Source organism: Nocardioides sp. (assembly GCF_035703625.1).
Classification (GTDB): Bacteria; Actinomycetota; Actinomycetes; order Propionibacteriales; family Nocardioidaceae; genus Nocardioides.
Genome location: NZ_DASSXS010000315.1, coordinates 1 through 3768 on the forward strand (window position 1 = coordinate 1; position 3768 = coordinate 3768).

The 3768-nt window shown below is 70.9% G+C and carries 4 protein-coding genes; 1 reads left to right on the forward strand and 3 read right to left on the reverse strand.

The features are described 5' to 3' along the window. The coding region (locus tag VFN12_RS16705; RefSeq protein ID WP_325119905.1) for a DUF308 domain-containing protein at nucleotides 1-219 on the reverse strand (219 nt) is incomplete at its 3' end. A 189-nt stretch (nucleotides 220-408) separates the two neighbouring features. Between VFN12_RS16705 and VFN12_RS16710 the strand changes: the two genes are divergently transcribed. Beyond that, a complete protein-coding gene (locus tag VFN12_RS16710; RefSeq protein ID WP_325119906.1) occupies nucleotides 409-576 on the forward strand; it encodes a hypothetical protein in 168 nt (55 codons plus the stop codon). Between the two features lie 55 nt (nucleotides 577-631). Here the strand turns inward: VFN12_RS16710 and VFN12_RS16715 are convergent, their stop codons facing one another. Together VFN12_RS16715 and VFN12_RS16720 are read right to left on the reverse strand one after the other, a co-directional pair. Further along, nucleotides 632-2959, reverse strand: a complete 2328-nt coding sequence (locus VFN12_RS16715; protein ID WP_325119907.1) for a LuxR C-terminal-related transcriptional regulator — start codon at nucleotides 2957-2959, stop codon at nucleotides 632-634. A 478-nt stretch (nucleotides 2960-3437) separates the two neighbouring features. Beyond that, a partial coding sequence (locus VFN12_RS16720) for a DUF7144 family membrane protein (RefSeq protein ID WP_325119909.1) occupies nucleotides 3438-3768 on the reverse strand: 331 nt, incomplete at its 5' end.

Sequence of the window (3768 nt, forward strand, 5' to 3'; positions counted from 1 at the left end):
CAGCCGGAAGGCGCCGGTGAGGATGAGCTGGATGCCGATCAGGACGGCCAGCACCTTGAGCGTCTGGTCGGGCCACAGGACCAGGACGAGGCCGAGCCCCATCGTGAGCAGGCCGTAGGTGAGCACCAGCCCCCAGTGGTCAACGAGTCGGGTCATGGACCTCGGTACGCCGGACGAGACGTCCGACTGCGTGGTGGCGGAGGAGAGATTGTCGGTCATCGGGGCCTCCTGGGCAGTGGGGATCGCCTGTGGCGACACAGTGCGTCAGGCGCGTGGCCAGTGGGTCACCTGTTTTGGGTGGTCGGTTCGGCTGGCACCTCACGTGTATCGGGGGAGGCGGCGTACGGAGGGGACGGCGAAGGTGTCGCGCAGGGCAGCCGCGATCGGCTGGGACGGGAGGAGCTCGACATGTCGGTACAGCAGAGTCATGCGCGCGGGTCGGTGCTGGGGCCGGGGCGCACCAGGGTGGTGATCGAGGGTGTCGCCGCCCTGGTCGCCCTGGCCGCGCTCAGCGTCACGGTGGTCGGCCTGCTGACGTGGGCGGCGGTCCAGCTGGTGCGGACGCTGGCGACCTGAACCAGCCACCAATGTCGACGCTCGACCCTCAACCGCGCCCGCTGACGCAGCCGACTCAGAGCAGGTGGAGGTTGCGGGCCACGGACAGCGCCTCACTGCGCCGGCTGACGGCCAGCTTCCCGTACAGGCTCGACACGTGGGTCTTGATGGTGTTCTCGGAGACGAACAGCTTGGCCGCGATGTCGGCGTACGTCGAACCGCGGGCGAGCTCGTTGAGCACCTCACGCTCCCGTGGGCTCAGCGTCGGCCGCACGACGGAGTCGAGGGTCGACAGCCGCTCTCGCGGCGTGGCCGTCGTGGGTGCGAAGACGGTGGTGATGTCGGGGCGTTCGGCCGCTGCCTCGGTCAGGTCGTGCACCCACGGGGTGGAAGCGGTGCCATCGAGGCGTGCGAGCAGGGGGGCCATGGGTGTGCCCTGGTGGCTCCACCCGAGGAAGGGCACCGCGTTGCGGCGTACCTCGGTGGCCACACCTGCCTCGCGCAGGCGGTCGAGCGCGGCCTCGTGCTCGCCCAGGACGTCTCGCAGCTGAGCCTCGCACGCCAGTGCGAGCGCCCTCGTCGCCGGCTGGGAGTAGGTCACGTCGAGAGCAGCGGCGGCGAACTGGTCCGCCGCTCCGCGTCGATCGCCTGCCAGGTCGTCGCACAGACCCTGTGCCAGGGCCGCCTCGCCGACCGCACCGAGGTTCCTGAGGTCGTCCGAGACCTCCTTCAGCAGGGACTGGTCGCTCGCGAGACTGGCCAGGAAGGCCCGCTCGAGGAGCACCACGACGCGCAGGTGGTCGGGCAGTTCGGGCAGGTCGAGGGCGCCCTCGATGGTCCGCTCCGCCGACGAGACCGATCCGGACATCAGGGCCATCCGCGCGTCGCGCATCCGCACCCAGAACCGGGCGACGAGGTCGGCTGCGTGCACGGCCACCTCGTCGTCGGTCTGCATCGACTTCCCGGTCTGCCCCGCCAGGTCGCACAGCACGGCGAGCTGGTAGGCGACCCCGGCCGGGGTCGAGGCGTGGCGAGGCATCCACGTGAGCTCCTGGCCGAGCTCCTGCAGCGCCTGGAGCGCCACCTCGGCGCAGGCGCGCTCGCGGCCCTGCATGTACTGCGTCAGGGCCAGGTGGCTCATCGCGGAGGTCGCGAGTGCGGACAGGTTCCGGTTGCGGCAGAGGCCGATCGAGGTGGTGAGGTTGATCTCCGCCTCGGCCAGGTCGCCCAGCCAGCTCTGGGTCGCTCCGAGCTCGTTGAGCAGGAGGGGAAGCTCAGGAGGGGGCTTTGCGCGGCCGTGTGACAGCAGCTCCACTCGCTTGGCGTGTCCGACTGCCGCGACCATCCCCTCCAGTCCCAGCCGGGAGCGCATCAGCCGGAGGCAGGCGGTGCGCGCCGAGGTCGGGTCGGCGGCCAGCTCGACCTCGAGGGAGCGGTCCATCCAGTGGGTGGCCGCGGGTACGTCGTTGTCGAGCCACCGCTCGAACGCGACGGGGAACCAGCAGTCGGAGTTGGCTTCCACGGCCTCGGGGTGCCTGGCCGCGAAGTCCCGGATGATGGCGCCGAGTCCCTGCGTGGTGAGGGCCAGCCCCTCGGACGCGATGACGGTCGCTGCCTCGTCCAGCTCGTTGACGGCCACCAGCCTGGAGACCGCGCGCGATCGGTTGCCGCGTGCCAGGTCGAGCCGCACGGCACGGACGACGTTCGCTCTGGCGCGGGACACGTCGACGCCTCCGGCGACCAGGCGGCGCCGGGTCACCTCGGCCATGAGCGGATGGATCCGGTAGCGCACGGGTTCGTCAGTTCCGTCGGGACGCTCCGGGGCGAACTCGCGCTCGGCCGGAAGCCGGCCCACGAGCAGCCCCGTGGTCTCCAGGGCAGAGAGGATCTCCTCGGCCCGGGAGTCGTGCGACAGATGCCTGGCGGTGACGGTGCTGACGATCTCTTCCCCGGCCAGGCAGAGCAGCAGGTGGCGTTCGCGGGGCTGGAGGGCAGCGAACACCTCGCTCGCCACCTGGTCTGCCACCGAGGCGCCGCCCGCGGCGTACCGGTTGGCAGCCGCCAGCGGGTCAGGAGCGGTGGCGATGGCGCGCGCGGTCAGGACGACCAGGGCGCACCAGCCCTGGGCCCGCTCGAAGACTGCCTTGAGGACGGCCGGGTCCTCGGTGCGCGCGTGCTCGATCACCAGCTGGGCCGACTCGGCCGGGTCCATCCGCAGGAGCTCGCCACGCAGGGTGGTGGAGTGCCCGAGCAGCTCCGGCACCAACCTGGCAAGTGGCAGGTCCCACCGGGAGAGCAGGAGCAGCCGCATGTCGAGCGGCTGCTCGCCAAGCCGCTTGTCGATCATGCGCAGCGTGGACGGCGGCAGCTGGTGGGCGTCGTCCACGACGACGAGCCGCGGCACCGATGCATTCTTCGATGACGCTGCCGCTGCGCTCAGCCGGGCAGTCAACCGGGCCGGGGTCCAGCTCCTGTCCGCATGCACCCAGGTCGTGTCCTCGAGGGATCGGCCGGTTCGCCGCAACCATCCGCTGACCCCGAGTGTCTTGCCGGCCCCGACCGGGGCAACGAGCAGGGTGAGAGGGTTCTGGGTCGCCACGTCCAACCCGTGCCACAGGCGCGCCCGGGGCACGTACACGCGCGGCAGCCGGGGCACCGCCCCGGACAGGGAGTCCGTCGGGGACCGGTCATGGTCCGCTTGGGCAGCGCGGGCGTCGGTGCCGGACATATCCGTCGACACAAACGGCCTCCTCCGCTGTCCACGGGCTTGGAGAACCTGAGCTGCAAGGCGCCCCGCAGTCCCGAGCTGGCGACCGCCATTTCCATCGTAGGCGATGTTCGTACGCGGCAAACGTCGTTCGCCGACAACGACTGCGGCCGAGTCAGGCCGTCTTCAGCTGCGTCGTCAGCGACCAGATCACCAGCACGCTGAACCCGATGACGAGCACGGACCAGAGCGGGTAGTAGGGCAGCCACGCGAAGTTCGCCAGCGCCACCAGGACCGCCATCGCGATGCCGGCCACCCGGGCCCAGGTCATGTCGGCGAGGAGCCCGAGGCCGATGCAGAGGGCGAGGACGCCGAGCGCCAGGTGGATCCAGCCCCAGGTGGCGAGGTCGATCGCGTAGGTGTAGCTGACCCCGCTGACGAACACCTCGTCCCTGGCGATCGCGGCGATCGCCTGGAGGATCTGGAAGATCGAGAGGGTGATCAGG

What these genes read in the sequence shown, in the direction of transcription:
- VFN12_RS16710 (WP_325119906.1), top strand. Translation starts at nt 409, where the DNA reads ATGTCGGTACAGCAGAGTCATGCGCGCGGGTCGGTGCTGGGGCCGGGG.